The organism is Kitasatospora sp. NPDC057936 (assembly GCF_042887525.1).
In the GTDB taxonomy this organism is placed as follows: Bacteria; Actinomycetota; Actinomycetes; order Streptomycetales; family Streptomycetaceae; genus Kitasatospora.
Map to the genome: position 1 here is coordinate 122,282 of NZ_JBHVPD010000008.1, position 16,143 is coordinate 138,424.

Consider the following 16,143-nt stretch of genomic DNA (forward strand, 5'->3'; position numbering starts at 1 on the left):
ACGCCTGTGGCCAAGCCGTTACGCAGCGGCGGGTGCGGAGGGGTCCTACTGCTGCCAGACCCGGACGTAGTCGATCAGCAGGGTGGCCGGGACCGACGTGGGGCCGCCGATCGTCGGCTGGACGGCGTTGTCGATCATCAGCCACATGGGGTCGGAGGTGACGCCCTGGCTGAGAGTGGCCGTGTAGACGCCGTCCCGGTAGTAGTCCACGCGCCCGTTCTGCCACTCGGCGCCGAAGACGTGCCAGCCGGTCAGGTCGCCGGCGGCGCAGCTGCCGGTGGAGGCCGTGGCGGAGTTGAAGTACGCGCAGATCTTGCCGTGCAGCCCCTCCATGACGTCGTTCTCCCCGCCGCTGGGCCAGTTGGACCCGACAGCCCAGAAGGCGGGCCAGTTGGCGACCGACCCGTCGGCGGCGGCGGGGACGTAGACCCGGGCCTCCAGGGCGCCGAAGGCGAAGGAGAACTTGTCCTTGGTGTTGACCATGCCGGAGAGGTAGGGGAGCGTCTTGCCGCCGCACTCCTGCTGCTTCTGCACGGCGGTGATGTGCAGCATGCCGTCGCGCACCGCGACCTGGCCCGCGTCGTAGCAGTCGAGCTCCTGGCCGCCCACCGGCGGAGTGATCCGCTGCGGCTCGACGTACGGGTTGCCGACGTTCCACTTGGAGCCGTCGAGGGCGGTGCCGTCGAAGTCGTCCTGGAAGACCAGGTGCCAGTCGCCGGGGATGCCGGTGGGCAGGACGGTGCGCGGCGATCCCGGGGAGCCCGCGGACGGACCTGCGGACGAACCGGCGGACGAACCGGCGGACGAACCGGCGGACGGGGGCGAGGACGACGCCGAGGTCGCCGTGGCCGGGCCGCCGCCGGTGCCCGAGCAGCCGGCGAGGGCGGTGAGCAGGAGGGCGAGCGCCGCGGCCGGGACGGCGTACCGCGGTCCGCGGCGGCGGTGTTCCATGGCGCACCCACCTCCTTGCCCGATCAGCGTTCCACCGCGGCCTGGCGCGCGCATCCGGTGCGCGGCGGCGCCCGCCGCCCGCCCGGCCCCGCCCCCGGCCCGGTCAGGGCTGGGTCCGCCAGATGTCCCCGATGGGCACGGTGTCCGCCGCCGCGCCGGTCGGCGGCAGGCCGTAGGCGTCCTCCAGGGTGCGAAGCAGCCGGTAGTGGTCGATCCGCTCGCCGTAGGTCCCGGGCTGGACCTGCCGGCCGACGACGACGGTGGGGACCTGGTTGCCCTGGTCGTTGTCGTCCTCGTCCCAGGTGACCACCAGCAGGCTGTTGTGGCCGCGGGCCCAGTCCGCGTAGCCGGCCAGGTTGGCCTTCAGCCAGTCGTCGCCCTGCCGGACGGTGCCGTCGTGCATGTCGTGGGTCAGGTTCGGCACGACGAAGGAGAGCGCCGGGAGGGCGGCGTAGTCGCCGGGGAAGGCGGAGAAGGGCTGGTTGACGCCGGGCGGCAGGGCCCCGAAGTCCACCCACGGGTTGTGCTTGCGGGCGTACCCGCCGGCGGCGCAGCCGGTGTAGCCGGCGGCGGGGAGGTCCTCGGAGTAGCCGGTGAAGGTCAGGCCCGCGGCGAGCAGGGCGGAGCCGAGGTCGGGCGTGCCGAAGGACTTGGGGCACGAGTCGTCGGTGACGCCCTGGACGGAACCGGAGAACAGCGCCAGGTAGTTGGGCTGGCTGGGGTGGGCGACGGCGTACGACCGGCTGAAGGACGCGCCCTGCGCGGCCAGGGCGTTGATGAACGGCGCGTCGGAGGTGTTGCCGATCACGTCGGAATAGGACTTGTTCTCCTCGACGACCACCACGACGTGGTCGGGCCGGGGCACGCGGACCGGGGAGCCCGGGGAGCCGGTGCCGCCCGTCGGCCCCGGGGAGCCGTTCGCGGACGGGCCGCCGCCCGAGCCCGCGCACCCGGCCAGCAGCACCGCGCAGAGCGCGGCCGCGCCGGCGACCGCGCGCACCCGGCGGCGCCGACCGGCACCCCGGACGTCCGTGGAAATCACAGTGTCCAGCCTGGGCGTCCGGGAAGGCGGCGGCAATTCGGGCCGGACGGACGACGGGGACAGGCGGTCGCGCGGCTCCGACACTGTGTCAACTCCCCGGCGCCTCGACTACTCCACGTCACGAGCAGTGCGCATTTATTGCCCATATATAGGGAGAAAAGGTCCACTGACCGTCGCTGTATTGACTGAAGGTGACCGGCGGGCTAAGGATGGGAGACAGTACCGCTGACACTTCGGTGACGCACGCCGGTGACGCGCGCCGGAGACGAGGATCCCAGCCACTCCGGGAGCCCGACGATGAGTGACGCGCAGGCCCCGGCGGCACTCTCCACGGCGGAACGTTCCAGCCGCCCGTCCTCACCGCGCTCCGGCTCCGACGAGCCGTCCCGCACCGCCGATCTGTACCTGGACGTCACCGAGCTGACGGCCCGGCTGGTCACCGCCGTCGAAGAGTCCCGCCGCACCACCCCCCACCCGGACACGTCCCGCCTGCTCGACGCCTTCCTGCTGAGCGCGGGGATCTGCCAGATCGTCGAGGACCGGCTCCAGGGCGCCTCCTGGGGCGCGCGGCGCCTGGTGGACCACCTCGCCCCGGAGGCGCGCGGGCCCGCCGCGCGCTCGGCACTCCGGGCCGCGCGCCTCGGCGTCGCACTGTCCGCCGGGGCGTTCCGGTCGGTCGCCCCCGGCCGCGGCCTGCGGCGCTGGGGCGACGGGATGTCCACGCTGCGCGACCGGCTCGCCGGATCGGTGGTCGACGGCCTCCTCGGCTACGGCCACGGCGAGACCCCAGAGCCCGGCTCCCTCGGCGACGGCCACGGGGACGGCCACGGCGACACCCCGGACGCGGACCTCGTCCGGGCCGTCCACGAGGCCGCCGCCCGGCTCGCCGCGCTGCCCGGCGCCGGGGCGCTGCTCGGCGCGGAGTACCTGCGCCCGCCGTCCTGCTTCCGCAGCTTCGACCAGCACCCGGCGGACGCCGTCGAGCTGGCCCGCCGCTTCACCGGGCCGCACGGCACCCGGCACCGGCCGCTCCTGGTCCTGGGGGTGCGCACGTCGGGCAGCTACCTGGCGCCCCTGGCCGGCGCGGCGCTGCGCCGGCTCGGCCACCGGTCGGTGACGGTCGGCACCACCCGGCCCGGACTGGCGCTGCTGCCCGGCCGGGCGGCGGTCGTCCGCGCCGTCCGCGAGGGCGCGGGCGCCGTCCTCCTCCTCGACGATCCGCCGGCCACCGGCGGATCGCTCGCCGCCGTCGCGGCCGCCGCCGAACGCGCGGGCTTCCCCGCCGATGCCGTCGTCCCCCTGTTCGCGACCTTCGAGGACGCCGGACCGGTGCCCGACGTCCTGCGGCGGTACCCGTGCGTCGTGCTGCCCGGCGGGGATTGGGAGGTCCGCCGCCGGCTGGGCGCGGCCGCGCTCACCGGCCTGCTGCCCAACGTGCTGCGCAACGTGCCGCCCGACCTGCCGCCGGGCGCGGGATGGACGGCCGCCCGCGCGCCCGAGGTCGGCACGGCGGGCCCGCTCTCCCGCTGGTCACACCTCTCCGTCCCCCTGACCGCGCACGTCCAAGGCGCCGACGGCCGCGAGCGCGCCCTGCGCCTCGTCGCCCAGTGGGCGGGGGTCGGCTACCTCGGCCGGCAGGCCGTGACCGTCGCCCGGGCGCTCGACGGCCTGGTGCCCGAGGTCCACGGCTTCGCGGACGGCGTCCTGCTGCGCGCCCGCCTGCCCGGCGAACCCGGGCCGGGGCCGGGCTCGGGTCCGGCGCCGGGCACCGCCGCCGACCGCACCGGCCGCCCCCGCCCGGCCGAGGTCGCCCGGTACGTCGCGGCCCGCCAGCGCCTCCTCGCGGTGCCCGCCGACCGGAGCCTCGGGCTCGCCGGACGCCAGCCGGCCTGGGAGGTCGCGGCCCGCATCCTGGCCCCCGTCGGCGGCCGCCTCGACCCCGTCCTGCGCCCCGCCCTGCTGTACCCGCTGGCCCGGTCCCTGCTGGCCGCACCCCGGCCCTGCGTCGTCGACGGCCGCACCGGGGACGGGCACTGGCCCCCCGACGGCACCGGCGGGCGGACGAAGACCGGCTTCGCCGACGGCGCGTTCAGCAACCTCGACCTGGCGACCTACGACGCGGCCTTCGACCTCGCGGGCGCGGCCACCGAAGCGCCCGGCGGCCCCGCGCACTCCCACGTCGCCGAGACCGAACTCCTCGACGCCTACGAGCAGTTGACCGGCCGCCGGATCGACCCGGCGCGCTGGTGCCTGCTCCGGCTGGTCCAGAACTGGGACGCCGCGCGGCAGGCCCGGACGGCGGACCCGGCCCGCGCGCCCCTCGTCCGCGCCCACGAGCGGCGGGCGCAGGCGGCGGCCGTCCAGCGCTTCCTCGCCGGCGCGTACCTGGCCGATCTGGACACCGATCCCCAAGGCCCCTGGTGCGTCCTGGACGTCGACGGGGTGCTGGAGTCGGACGTCCTCGGGTTCCCCGCGTCCTCGCCGCAGGGCATGCTCGCCCTGCGGGCCCTGCGCGCGCACGGCTACCGGGTGCTGCTCGCCACCGGCCGTTCCCTGCCCGAGGTGCGGGACCGCTGCGCGGCCTACCGGCTGGCCGGCGGCGTCGCCGAGTACGGCGCGGTGGCCTTCGACGCGGGGACGGGCGCCATCCACCCCGTCAGCGGGACGGATGCCACCGGCCTGCGGCGCCGACTCGCGGCGCTGCCGGGCGTCTTCGTCGACCCGTACGCCCGGTGGTCCCTCCGCGCGAGCGCCGGGGACGGCCCGCGGCGCACCGCGCTGCCCGGCCGGACGGTCGCCGGGCTGCTGGGCCGGCCGCCGTACGGGACCCGGTTCACCGTCGTGACCGGCGACGCCCAGTCGGACTTCGTCCCGCGCGGCGTCGACAAGGCCGGCGGCGTGCGCACCCTGCTGGCGGCGCTCGGCGACGGGACCGCCGTCCCCGCGCTGGCCGTCGGGGACACCGCCGCCGACCTCCCGCTGCTCACCTGGGCCCGGCGCGCCGCCGCCCCGGCGAACGCGGCGCCCGCCGTGGCCGCCGCGGGCGTCCCGACGGCCCGGCACCCGTACCAGGCCGGGCTCGCCGGGATCGTGGGCCGGCTGATCGGCCACCGGCCGGGCGGCTGCCCGGACTGCCGGGCGCCCGGACACCCGCCCGAAGTCCGCGCGCTGCTGGCCCTGTTGGCCGTGCCCGAGGCCGGACGGGCCGGCGCGGCACCCCGGCTCGCCGCACTCGCCCGGGCCACCGCGCGCGTCCGCGCCGCCGCGCCTCCGAGCGCCGCCGCGCCTCCGGGCGGTACCGGGCCGGCCGACGGGGAGCGCCCCGGATGAAGACCCCCGCAGCCCGGCCCGGCGCCCCCACGGCCGCCACCCGGCGCCCGTCCACGACCGGCGGACGGACGGACGCGACCGACGCGACCGACGCGACCGACGCGACCGACGCGACCGACGCGACCGACGCGACCGACGGACGAACGAACGCAGCCAGCGGACGGACGGCCACGGCCCGCGGACAGACGGCCGCGCGCCGGTCCGACCCGCTGCTGCGCAACGGACACCTGCTCACGGCCAGTTCGCTGGTGACCGCCGGGGTCGGCGCCGGCTACTGGGCGCTGGCCGCCCGCCTGTTCACGCCCGCCGCGGTCGGCGCCGGCTTCGCCGCCGTCTCCGCGATGATGTTCCTCGGCGGGGTCGGGCAGCTCAACCTGGTCAACACCATGATCCGCTTCGTCCCGCCGGCCGGGCGCCGGACCGGACGGCTGGTGGGCCGGGCCTACCTCGCGGCGGCGGGCTGCGGACTGCTGCTCGGCGCCGGGTTCGTCCTGCTGGTCCCGCGGCTCTCCCCCGGGCTGGGCTTCCTGCGCTCCCCGCCCGTCGCGGCCGGGTTCGCCGCCGCCACCGCGGCGTACGCGCTGTTCGTCGTCCAGGACGGGGTGCTGACCGGACTGCGCCGCGCGGACTGGGTGGTCCTGGAGAACACCCTGTTCGCCACGGTGAAGCTGCTGTTGCTCGTGCTGTTCGCCGCCGCCGGCGCGCGGGCCGCGATCCTCGGCTCCTGGGGCGCGGGGCTGGCCTTCTCCGTGCTGTTCACCAACACCTTCATCGCCTGCCGCGCCATCCCCCGGCACGTCCGCCGGGCCGCCGAGGGCACGGGCCCGCCCGCCGGGGCACCGCGGCAGGCCCCCTCCCCCGCCTACCTGGCCGCCGACTGGACCGGCTCCTTGTGCTGGCTGGCCGCCACCACGCTGCCGCCGCTCATCGTGCTGGGCCGGCTCGGGGCCGCCGCGGGCGCCTACTTCTCGATCGCCTGGCTGGTGGCCTACGCGCTCTACCAGTTCGCGATCAACATGAGTGCCTCCCTGATCGTCGAGGCGACCAGCCCGGCGGACTCCCCCGACGCCGCCGAACAGCTGCTGCGCCACTGCCGGCGGGTGCTCCGCCACAGCGGGGCCGTGCTCGCGGCCGCGGCGCTGGCGGCGACGGTGGCCGCGCCCTGGGTGCTGTCCGTGTTCGGCCCCGACTACGCCCGCGCCGGAACGACGACGCTGCGGCTGCTCGCGCTCTCGGCCCTGCCCAACCTGGTGGTCGCCGTCGCCGTCGCGGCCTGCCGGGTGCGGCGGCGGCTGCGGGTCGTCCTGGCCGTCCTGGCCGCGCAGGCCGTCCTGGCCCTCGGGCTGACGGTGCTGCTGCTGGCGCCCATGGGGGTCGCGGGCGCCGGGCTGGCCTGGCTGGTGGCGCAGTGCGCGGTGGCCGGGGCCCTGCTCTGGCGCCGCTCCTGGTGGCTGCCCACCCGCACCCGTGAGACGGCCCCGGCCGAGACCCCCACGCCCGCCGGCCCGGCCGCCGCCGCCTGGCTCGCGGTGGCCGGTCTGCTGCCGATCCGCCGCCCGGCCCTGCTCTACCGGCCCGTCGACGGCCTGACCGCCCGGCGGCTCGCCCGCCGGATCGGGCCCGCCCGCGGCGCCACCGCCCACCACAGCTCCCAGGGCCGCTCGGACGTGCTCGTGTTCCGCCTGGACGGCGCCGCCACGCCGCCGCTGGCCGTCAAGCACCCCCGGAGCGCCCCGGCCGTCGCCACCCTGGCGGGCGAGTGGGAGGTGCTGCGCCGGCTCGACGCCGACCCCCGGCTGGGCGAGTGGCGCCGGCTCCTGCCCCGCCCGGTGTCCCGCCGCCTCGACGGGCCGCTGCCACTGGTCACCCAGGACTGGCTGCCGGGCGTCACCGCCGACGGACACCTCGCCCGTTTCCCCGAGCACGCCCCCCGGGTGGCGGCCGCCGCGCTGGGCGCCCTGGCCGAGCTGCACCGGGCGACCGGGCGCACCGAGCCCCTCACGGACCGGCTCGACGACTGGGTGGAGCCGCGCCGCACCCTGCTGTCCGCACGGATCGGCTGGTGCCGCGCGGGCCCCGGGGCCGAACACCTGGACGCCCTCGTCGAGCTGCTGCACCGGGAACTGGACGGCCGGCCGACCGCCGTCGCGTGGTTCCACGGGGACTTCGCCCCCGGCAACGTCCTGCTCGGCGAGGACGGCACCCGGGTCACCGGAGTGCTCGACTGGGGCGGCGCCCGGCCGAACGGCCCGGCCGAGGTCGACGCGTGCACCTTCGTCATCGCGCTGCGCGCCCAGCTGTCAGGCCGCCCCTGGGGCGCCCTGGTCACCGACGCCGTCCGCACGGGCTCCCTCCCGCCCGCCGACCTCCGGCTGCTGCGCGCCGCCGGGTTCGACGATCCCCCCGGCGGCGTCGGACTCCCGCTCCTGGCCTGGCTCTGCCACGTGGCCTCGAACCTGGAGAAGTCGACCCGGTACGGGCGCAGCCACTGGTGGGTCGGCGCCAACGTCGTCCCCGTGCTGAAGGAAGCCGGCGCGGCCCTGAAGGACACCGGCACGGCCCTGAAGGACACCGGCGCGGCCCTGAAGGACACCGGCGCGACGGCCGCACCGGCCCGGTGGCCGGGATGACCAGGCCCGCGGCGCCCGCGCCCCGCGGCGTCCGCACCGACCGCCCGCCGTCGGCGGGGGCCGGGGCCGGGCCGCGACGGCCGTCCGTGCGCACGCTCGTCACGCGCGGCGCCCTCCCGGTGGCCATGGCGCTCTGGCTGGTGTCGCTGCGCCACGTGCACCTGGAACGGATGGACGACCTCGGGCTGATCGAGGTGCTGCCGGTGCTGTTCTGGGTCGCGCTCGGCCTGCTGACCCTGGGCTTCGCCGTCCAGCTGCGCCGCCCCCGGCTCAGCCACGCGTGGTCGGCGGCGTACGTGGTCGGGCTCATCGCGATCGTGCACGCCACCCCGAGCCTGCTCTACCCCGGTGTCCGGTACTCGTGGGCGTGGAAGCACGTCGAGGTGGTCGACGCCTTCCTGCGGCACGGCGGCCCGGTGCCGCGGCCGGGCTGGCTGGACATCTACAACCAGTGGCCGGGCTTCTTCGTCGTCAACGGCCTGCTCCTGCGCGCCACCGGACTGCCGTCGGCGATGGGCTACGCCCACTGGGCCACGCCGGTGGCCGACGTGCTGCTGATCGGCCCGCTGATCCTGCTCTACCGCACGATCACCCGGGACTGGCGGCTGGTCTGGGGGGCCGTGTGGATCTTCTTCTCGTGCATGTGGATCGGGCAGGACTACTTCGCGCCGCAGACCTTCGGGTTCCTGCTCTTCGTCACCGTGCTCGCGATGGTCCTCAAGCAGCTGACACCGGTCCGGCCGCCCGGCGCGCCGGCCGACCCGCCGCCCGCCGGGGCGGCGGGCGCCGCGGCGGTGCGCGAAGGCTGGCGGCCCGCCCGGTTCCTGATGGTGCTGCTGCTGGTGGCGGTCCTGGTCACCTCGCACCAGCTCACCCCGCTGATGCTGATCGTCTTCCTGGCCGCGCTGTCGCTCCCCCGCCGCAACCGCCGCGTCGTGCTGCCCGTCCTCGCGTGCGCCGTCGTCCTGCAGGCGGTCTGGCTGGCCACCGCGGCCCGCCCGTACATCGCGGCGAACCTGCGCAGCTTCGTCGCGGCGATCGCCTCGCCGGACGCCAACGCCCCCACGTGGCTGACCGGGCTCGGCTCCCCCGCCCCCGGCCAGGTGCTCCTGGCCTGGGTGGACCGCGGGCTGTCGGCCGCCGTGGTGCTGCTGGCCGCGGTCGCGCTGCTGCGCCGGCCCTGGACCCGCCGGACGGCCCTGCCGTACCTGCTGATCGCCCCGATGCCGATGCCGGCGCTCAACAGCTACGGCGGCGAGATGATCTTCCGCTCCTACCTGTTCGCCCTGCCCGCCGCCGCGATGCTGGTCGCCGCGCTGGTGCTGCGCGCCGGGGCGCCCGCGCGGTGGCGGGTGCGGCTGCGGGCCGCCGCCTCGTTCGCGCTCCTGCTGGCCTTCCTCGGCGGCCTGGTGTTCGGCTACTACGGCAAGGAGATGATGGAGTCCTTCACCTCCCGCGAGGTCGCGGCGACCGAGTTCCTGTACCGGACGGCGCCGGCCGGCTCGCTCGTCGTGACGGTCACCAACAACGTCCCGGACATCGACAAGGACTACGACCAGCACGACCGGGTGGTGATCGCCTGGAACCAGCTCGAGAACCGCAGGCTCCTGGTGAAGGACCCGCTCGCGGGCCTGGAGCAGGCCGTGTCGCTGGCCGCCCCGCCCGGCCCGGTGTACCTCGTCCTCAACCGCGCCCAGACCGCCGAGTGCTACATCACGGGCGTGCTGCCCGCGGACACCGTGCCCCGGCTGGAGGCGGCGGTGGACGGCTCGCACCTGTTCTCCCCGGTGTTCCGCAACTCCGACGCCGTCGTGTACGAGCTGGTCGACCACAACGCGCCCGAGATCCAGCCCCATCCGCAGCAGCCGCAGCAGCCCCGGCCGCAACAGCACGGAGGCCGGCCGTGACCCGCCTCCCGGTCCGCGCCCTCACCCGCCTCCCGGCGGGCCTGCCGCCCGCCGAGGCCGTCCTCGCGGTGTCCGGCTGGGTGGCCCTCGCCGCCACGACCCTGCCCGCGGCCCTGCTGCCGCTGCGCGCCGTCGTCGCGGCCTCCTTCCTGCTGCTCTGCCCCGGTGCGGCGGCGCTGCGCCTGACCCACCCGGTGCGCGCCGGGCGCCGCCGGGAGCCGCTCGAAGCCGTCGTCCTCACCGTCGCGTTCAGCGTCGCGATCGACACGGTCGTCGCCGAGGTCTTCTTCTTCACGCGGTCCATCAGCACCGCGCGGGCCGTCGGCGCGGTCGCCCTGATCACCTCGCTGACGGTCCTGGTGCCGGCCGCCGTCCGGCACCGCAGGCGGGCGGCGGCGCCCACCGCGGACCGGCCGTCCGAAGGGAGGCCACCGGTATGAGGCTCCGTACCGCGTCCCGCCACCGCGCCCTGCGGCACCGCCGCGCCCTGCGGGCCGGCCGGGCGGCCGGCGCCGGACTGCTCGTCCTGCTGGCCGCCACCGCCGGCTGCTCCGCCGGCCAGGCCCCCCGGCCGGACGCCCCCGGGTCCTGGCACCTCGTCTTCAAGGAGGAGTTCGGCGGGTCCACGCTCGACTCGTCGCGCTGGGTGACCTGTTACGACTGGAACGACAACGGGTGCACCAACGCGGGCAACCGCGAGTCCGAGTGGTACCAGCCCGGCCAGGTGTCCGTCGGCGGCGGCGCACTCACCCTGCGGGCCGAGCGCGCCACGACCCCCGGGTCCGACGGCCGGACGTACCCGTGGACCTCGGGCATGGTCTCCACCGGACGCGACAGCTGGAACGGCACCCCGCGCTTCACCTTCACCCGGGGCTACGTCGCCGCCGCCGTCCGCATCCCCGCCGAGCAGGGCGTCTACCCCGCGTTCTGGCTGTCACCGGTCACCCGCGTCACCCCGCCCGAGATCGACGTGGCGGAGTTCCTGGGAACGTCACGGAACGTCCAGATGTCCGTGCACTGGGCGGGCCCGAAGGGCGCGGACCTGTCCTCGGCCGGCCACTACGGGCCGCTGGACTTCCCGGCCGGGTACCACGTCTTCGCGCTCGACTGGGAGGCCGACTCCCTCACCTGGCTGGTCGACGGCCAGGCCAGGTACTGGATGACCGACAAGGCGGACATCCCGGACGTGGCCATGGAGGTGCTGCTCAGCCTCGCCGTCGGCGTCCCCGACCAGCCGCCGGCCTCGGTCGACTCGGCGCAGATGCAGGTGGAGTGGGTGCGGGTCTGGCAGCACTGAGCCCGTCGGCCCTCCCGGCCGGCTCCCCTCAGGCCCCGGCCGGACCTCCGACCGGGCGCCCGAGCCCCGCTCGCAGCCGGCGGTAGCCGCGCCAGGCCCTGGTGCGGACGGGCTCGGGGTACGGCGCCACCCGCGCGCCCTGCCCGAGGGTCCACCGGTGGAACACCTCGGGCGCCGTGTCGGCCCGGACGGTCAGCCGGGCGATGCGCAGCGGATCGTCCGCCGCCGAGCTGAACGCGTCGCGCACCGCGCACCCGGAGGACCACCCGTACTCGCGCAGCCGGCGGCGCACCACGGCGCTGGAGTAGCCGTGCGGGTAGGCGAAGGAGTCCACCCCGTGGCCGAGCACCTCCTCCAACTGCCGCTTGCAGTACCCGATCTCGGCGTCCAGCGCACCCCACGACAGGGTGTCCAGCTGGGCGTGGGTGCGGCTGTGCCCGCCGATCTCGACCCCGCCCAGGACGTCCAGGTTGGTGATCTGACGCCACGTCAGCATCGGCGCCGGCGGCAGCAGGCTGCCCTCCGGCGCGCCGCCGGGCGGGTGGACGGCCCCGGTGGTGACGAACAGGGTGGCCGGCAGGCCGCGGTCGGCGAGCTGCGGGGCCACCGTCCAGAAGAAGTCCTCGAAACCGTCGTCGAAGGTCAGCACGGCCGCGTGCGGGGGCAGCCGGGGACCGCCGTGCAGGGCCGCGACCAGCCGGTGCAGCGGGACGACGGTCAGACCGCTGTCGGCGATCCGGTCGAGCTGCTCGGCGAAGGCCCGCGGGGAGACGGTGAACGGCGCGATCCAGGACGGCGGGTCGTCGGCGACCGAGTGGTACAGGAACACGGGGACGGCGCTCACGGCGGGCTCCCGCCCGGCGCGGCGCCGCGGACGGGCCGGTCGCCGTGCGGGCGCACGCGCCGGCGCAGCGAGCCGACCGCGTACCCGAGCGACGCGGCCGAGACGCCCCCGAGCAGGGCGCCGAGCGTGCGCAGCCCGCGGCCGCCGCCCGCCCGCACCTCCCGGAGGGCGGCCCGGGGCAGGGTGGAGCGCAGGTAGCGGCGTTCGCTGGACAGGGCCGGACCCGCGCCCGCCCGGCCGGCCACGGCGGCCTTGGACAGGCCCTCGCAGTAGCAGCGCGACCGGAAGTAGCGCCAGGTCGTCCTGGTGTCCGGCACGTGGTGGCGCACGGCCGCCGACGGCTCGTACAGCAGCAGGCCGTGCGGGCGGCGGGCGGCCAGGCGCAGGCACAGCTCGGTCTCCTCGCAGCCCAGCGGGCGCTTGCCGACGCGGCCGAGGCCGGTCCGGAAGCCACCGGCCGCGAGCACCTCGGAGCGCCGGAAGGACATGTTGGCGCCGATGAAGTTCCGTACCGGGGAGGGGCGTTCGGGCAGGCCGCGGTAGGAGCAGCCGACCACCCAGTCGAACTCCGGCGGGAACCAGGCCGGCCGCCCGGCCTCCCACCAGGGCCGCACCAGGCCGCCGACGCCGAGCACCCGCGGATCGCGGTAGCCGGCCAGCAGGCGGTCGGCCCAGTCGGGTTCGGCGGCGGCGTCGTCGTCCAGGAACGCCACGATCTCGCCGTGCGCCGCGCGCACCCCGCTGTTGCGCGCGCCGGACAGGCCCCGGCACTCGCCGTTGGTGACGACCCGGACCGACGGGAAGCCCTCGGCGGCGCGGGCGGCGAGCTCGGGGCAGTGGTCCACGACCAGGACGACCTCGTCGGCGGGCCGGTGCTGGCGGGCGACCGAGGCGAGGCAGGCGCAGAGGTCGTCCCAGCGCTCGGTGGTGTAGGCGCAGACCACCACGGACAGGCTCGGCGAGGCGGCCGCGACCGCGTGCGCGTGCGCTTGCGCGTCCGTGCTCGCGGCGGTCCGGCGGGAGGTGTCGGCCATGGTGCCCGTCAGCCCCTCCGGTTGTCGCGGTATGCCCGGTGCACGGCGGCCAGGTAGCCGAGCGGCCCGTACAGCAGGCCCTGGAGCTCCAGCCGGGAGAGCCGCCACGACCAGGCCTCGTCCGCGGCCGGCCGGGCGCGGGCCCGGCCGAGGGCGAGGGCGACGCCGCGCGGCAGGCGGCGCAGCAGGGCGGGCAGGAGCCGCGGCTCGTGGAGGGCGGCGGCGGTCAGGTAGGCGCCGAGGCCGCTGCCGTACCCGAAGGCCTGGACGGCGAGCGCCTCCTCCGTGCGGCGGTGGCGGTGCCAGACCACGGCGTCGGGCTGGTAGACGAGTTCGCGCCCGGCGGCCAGCACCCGGAAGAAGGCGAGCAGGTCCTCGCCGCCCCTGGCCGGGGTGCCGGGGCCGGTGGCCAGGTCGAAGCCGCCGAGGGCGCGCAGCAGGTCGGCCCGGATGGCCATGTTGCCGCCGGAGCCGAAGCGCCCCGCGGTGAACGGGAAGAGGGGGTCCGGCGGCGGGTCGGCGAGGGACCACCGCCGGCGGGCGAAGCCCTTGTCGAAGTCCGCGTGGCGGACGACGGCGGCCTGGGCGTCGGTGACCAGTTCGACGGGCAGGATCAGCCCGGTCACGCAGCCGGTCCGCCGGGAGCCGGCGAAGGCCTCGGCGATCGCGGCCAGCCAGGCCCGGTCGACGACGATGTCGTCGTCGACGTAGGCGATCAACTGCCCCGCGGCGACGGCCAGTCCGCGGTTGCGCGCCCGGGCCAGGCCGGCGATCGGCTCGCGCAGGTAGCGGACCCGGCCCTGGTAGCGCTCGCGGACCAGGCGGGCGGCGGCCTCGCTGTGCGGCGCGTTGTCCACCACGACGACCTCGAACCGCGGGTAGTCCACGCGCAGGACGGAGTCCAGGCAGTCCCGCAGCATCCCGGCGCGGTCGTGCGTGCACACGACCACGCTGATCAGCGGTGCGTCGAGGAGGGTGTCCGCCCGGGCCGCGAGGCATGGATGGAGGACGCGGGCGGACGTTCGGGGGGCGCGGGGGCCGTGGCCGTTCGCGGGCCGCGTCCGGTCGGCCGCGAGGTGGCGGCCGATCGGGACGGCGAGTTCCCGGCGGGCGGCCTCGGTGAGGGCCGGGAGCAGTGCGCCGGGGGCGTCGGCGGTCGCGCCGACCAGGCCGAGCGGGTGCCCGTGCAGCCTGACCAGGGCCAGGGCCCGGCCGGAGGCCCCGGTGGCGTCCTTGCCGTCGGGCGTCCGGAGGCGGGCCGGGCCGGGGTCCGCCGCGGGGCCGGCGTCGGCTTCGGCGTCGGCTTCGAGGCCCGGTACACGGTCGGGTCCGCGGTCGGGTCCGCGGTCGGGTTCGACGTCGGGTTCGGCGTCGGGTTCGGCGTCGGGTTCAGCGTCGGGTTCGAGGCCGAGTTCGAGGTCGAGCACGTGGCCGGGCCGGCACAGCACCACGCCGGTCCTCGCCCCGGGGGCGGTCCCGGAGCGGTCGCCTTCGCGTGCCGTGGTGCCACAGGTCGTGGCATCTGCCGTGGTGGCGCCCGTCGTCGTGGCGCCGGGCCACCTGGTGCCGCGCATCGTTCCTCCTCGCGGTGCCGCCGGGGCTGGGCAGGTTCGGGAAAGGTCCGCGTCAGCGCGGACCGGCCCGGTGGGCGGGCGGGCACCCGGGGCGCGGCGACCCCGACCGGGCCGCGCTCCGGGCGTCCGCCCGCAGTGGCGCCGCCGGACCCCCGGCGCCTCGGATCGGCCTGCGGCCGGTGTGGTCCTTGTCGTTGGTGTCGACGTCGTTCGTGTCGACGTCGTCCGTGTCGACGTCGTCCGTGTCGGCGTCGTCCGTGTCGGCGCCGTCCGTGTCGACCGGGTCGTCCGTCCGCGGGCCCGCAGGCACCCGGGCGCGTCCGGCCCGACCGGGACGCGCCGCGGGTGTCGCGGTGGACGGAGCGGGAACGCGCGGTTCCCGGAGGGAGGCGTCGACCAGCGCCCGGTGCGGCGCGGCGGGGCCGCCCGCCGTACCGGTGGCCGTGGCCAGGCCGGGCCGGTGTCCGTGCAGCCGCACCAACGCCGACACGCGGCCGGCCGGGTCGGCGGCGCCGCGACCGCCGGGTGCGCGCGACGCCCCCGGCTCGTCCGGTTCCGGCTCGACGACGCGGACGGGGGTGTGGAGCGAGTCGCGGGCGACAGGGCGCGGGCAGGCGGCCTCGGTGCGCCGGCCGGTGCCCTCCATCAGCGCTCCCCCAGGGGGGCGGCCACAGGGGACCGGGCGCCGGGACGCTCGGCGATCAGGGTCCTCAGGACCCGGCGGCCGTCGGAGACGGCGTGCAGGTGCGAGTGACCGCTGCGGCGGGGGAGTTCCAGGCTCGGCACCTCGGCGATCCGCAGCCCGGAACGCAGCGCGTGCGCGATCATCTCGGCCTCGATCTCGAAGCCGGTGGAGCACAGGTCGAGGGCGTCCAGGAAGGAGCGGCGGAAGGCGCAGTAGCCGTAGCACAGGTCGGTGAGGCTCGCCTCGTAGAGGCGGTTGACGACGGCGAGGAGGAAGCGGTTGCCGAGCGAGCGGACCCGGGTGAAGTCCAGCGAGCCGCCGCCGGCGATGCAGCGCGAGCCCTTGACGAAGTCGTAGCCGTGGTCGAGGAAGTGCAGGTAGTGCGGGATCTCGCCGGGCCACATGGAGCCGTCGGCGTCCATCATGACGATGTACTCGCCGGTGGCGGCGGCGAACCCGGTGCGCAGCGCGTTGCCCTTGCCCGGCGCGCTCTGCTGGACGCTGCGGACGGCCGGCAGGCACTGCCTGGCCATCGGCACGGTGGCGTCGCTGGAGGCGCCGTCGACCAGGATGACCTCGTCGACGCAGCGCGGGATCTGCTCGAAGACCCAGGCGATGTTGCGGGCCTCGTTCTGGGCGGGGATGACGAGGCTGACCGTGTGGGTGGTGGCGACGCGGTCGCCGGCCCGGCGCATCGGACGGTGGTCGAGGACCCGGTCGCTGGCGCGCCGGTGCGGGTGCCGGTCCGGCGGGGCGCCGGAGGGCCGTCCTGCGTACGGGTACGGGACGGCGGTGGGGGGCAGGGTGGTGCTCATGGAGGGCCTCTCGAACGAACGGAGGCGGGGGCGG

At 76.9% G+C, this 16,143-nt stretch carries 12 protein-coding genes; 5 read left to right on the forward strand and 7 right to left on the reverse strand.

Annotation, left to right across the window (positions count from 1 at the left end; translation table 11 throughout):
- Positions 1-45: 45 nt before the first annotated feature.
- Both ACFVU9_RS07010 and ACFVU9_RS07015 read right to left on the reverse strand, forming a co-directional pair.
- Positions 46-951 (reverse strand): hypothetical protein, encoded by a 906-nt coding sequence (locus tag ACFVU9_RS07010; protein WP_387590754.1) that lies wholly within the window; start codon positions 949-951, stop codon positions 46-48.
- Between the two features lie 103 nt (positions 952-1,054).
- On the reverse strand, positions 1,055-1,993 hold the full coding sequence (locus ACFVU9_RS07015; protein WP_387590757.1) for an alkaline phosphatase family protein: 939 nt from the start codon (positions 1,991-1,993) through the stop codon (positions 1,055-1,057).
- A gap of 297 nt (positions 1,994-2,290) precedes the next feature.
- On the opposite strand from ACFVU9_RS07015, the gene ACFVU9_RS07020 reads away from it, so the two are divergent.
- The 5 genes from ACFVU9_RS07020 to ACFVU9_RS07040 are packed head-to-tail and all read left to right on the forward strand — an operon-like array spanning position 2,291 to position 11,157.
- Positions 2,291-5,323, forward strand: coding sequence for an HAD family hydrolase (locus tag ACFVU9_RS07020; RefSeq protein ID WP_387590760.1), 3,033 nt, complete (start codon positions 2,291-2,293; stop codon positions 5,321-5,323).
- Positions 5,320-7,953 (forward strand): phosphotransferase, encoded by a 2,634-nt coding sequence (locus ACFVU9_RS07025; protein WP_387590763.1) that lies wholly within the window; start codon positions 5,320-5,322, stop codon positions 7,951-7,953. The genes ACFVU9_RS07020 and ACFVU9_RS07025 overlap by 4 nt, the downstream gene beginning before the upstream one ends.
- On the forward strand, positions 7,950-9,860 hold the full coding sequence (locus tag ACFVU9_RS07030; RefSeq protein WP_387590765.1) for a glycosyltransferase: 1,911 nt from the start codon (positions 7,950-7,952) through the stop codon (positions 9,858-9,860). Before ACFVU9_RS07025 ends, ACFVU9_RS07030 begins: the two co-directional genes overlap by 4 nt.
- Complete coding sequence (locus ACFVU9_RS07035) at positions 9,857-10,300, forward strand: hypothetical protein (protein WP_387590768.1); 444 nt, start codon at positions 9,857-9,859, stop codon at positions 10,298-10,300. The genes ACFVU9_RS07030 and ACFVU9_RS07035 overlap by 4 nt, the downstream gene beginning before the upstream one ends.
- The gene (locus tag ACFVU9_RS07040; protein WP_387590770.1) at positions 10,297-11,157 is read left to right on the forward strand and encodes a family 16 glycosylhydrolase; all 861 of its coding nucleotides are present in this window, start codon (positions 10,297-10,299) and stop codon (positions 11,155-11,157) included. The genes ACFVU9_RS07035 and ACFVU9_RS07040 overlap by 4 nt, the downstream gene beginning before the upstream one ends.
- 28 nt (positions 11,158-11,185) lie before the next feature.
- Here ACFVU9_RS07040 and ACFVU9_RS07045 read toward each other — a convergent pair whose 3' ends face one another.
- Genes ACFVU9_RS07045 through ACFVU9_RS07065 form a run of 5 tightly spaced genes read right to left on the reverse strand, consistent with a single transcriptional unit; the run spans position 11,186 to position 16,109 of the window.
- Positions 11,186-12,001, reverse strand: a complete 816-nt coding sequence (locus ACFVU9_RS07045; protein ID WP_387590773.1) for a polysaccharide deacetylase family protein — start codon at positions 11,999-12,001, stop codon at positions 11,186-11,188.
- Positions 11,998-13,035 (reverse strand): glycosyltransferase family 2 protein, encoded by a 1,038-nt coding sequence (locus tag ACFVU9_RS07050; protein WP_387590776.1) that lies wholly within the window; start codon positions 13,033-13,035, stop codon positions 11,998-12,000. Before ACFVU9_RS07050 ends, ACFVU9_RS07045 begins: the two co-directional genes overlap by 4 nt.
- 8 nt (positions 13,036-13,043) lie before the next feature.
- Complete coding sequence (locus ACFVU9_RS07055; protein WP_387590779.1) at positions 13,044-14,609, reverse strand: glycosyltransferase family 2 protein; 1,566 nt, start codon at positions 14,607-14,609, stop codon at positions 13,044-13,046.
- A gap of 52 nt (positions 14,610-14,661) precedes the next feature.
- Positions 14,662-15,255: a hypothetical protein gene (locus ACFVU9_RS07060; RefSeq protein WP_387590782.1), complete on the reverse strand. Its 594-nt coding sequence runs from the start codon at positions 15,253-15,255 to the stop codon at positions 14,662-14,664.
- Positions 15,255-16,109: a glycosyltransferase family 2 protein gene (locus ACFVU9_RS07065; protein ID WP_380508427.1), complete on the reverse strand. Its 855-nt coding sequence runs from the start codon at positions 16,107-16,109 to the stop codon at positions 15,255-15,257. Before ACFVU9_RS07065 ends, ACFVU9_RS07060 begins: the two co-directional genes overlap by 1 nt.
- Positions 16,110-16,143 lie beyond the last annotated feature (34 nt).